Raw genomic sequence first — 597 nt, forward strand, 5'->3', positions numbered from 1 at the left:
GATGCAGCGGAGGAAACGGGCAGAAGGAGACGGGGGCTCCGGCAGCGGAAAGTACTGCCGCGGCCGCAGGCCAGGAGAGCGAGACTGTGGATCCCATGGCGGCCATTACCGATGATGGAACGAAAAAGACGATTACATACTGGCATACATTTACGGAGGGGGCCCGCAAGGATTATATTGATGAGATGGTAGCCGAATATATGAAAGAACATCCCAATGTGACGATCAATGTAGAGGTATATCCCTGGAATGTATTCACTCAGAAATGGACAGCCGGGCTGGCTGCCGGGGCGCTGCCTGATGTCAGCAGCGTAAATCCGGACAACTTATTTGCAATTAATCAGGCGGGCGCAGTACTGCCCATGAATCCTCTGATCGATGCACTGGGAGAAGATTATTTCCTTGAAAAACCGCTGGATAACTTTACGGATGGGGATACAATTCTGGGAATACCCTATTACCTTCATTCTTATGTCATGTGGTACCGCAAGGATGTGCTGGAGGAAAAAAATCTGTCTGTTCCGAAAAACTGGGATGAACTGCTAAATACAGTGACTGCGGTGGCAGATCCGCCAAACAGATATGGATTTACCATTG

1 protein-coding gene is annotated in these 597 nt (G+C 49.7%); it reads left to right on the top strand.

Annotation, left to right across the window (positions count from 1 at the left end):
• Positions 1-597 (top strand): extracellular solute-binding protein (locus tag NE664_12740; protein MCQ4727503.1); only part of this gene is annotated, 597 nt, incomplete at both ends.

This window comes from Anaerotignum faecicola (assembly GCA_024460105.1).
Taxonomy (GTDB): Bacteria; Bacillota; Clostridia; order Lachnospirales; family Anaerotignaceae; genus JANFXS01.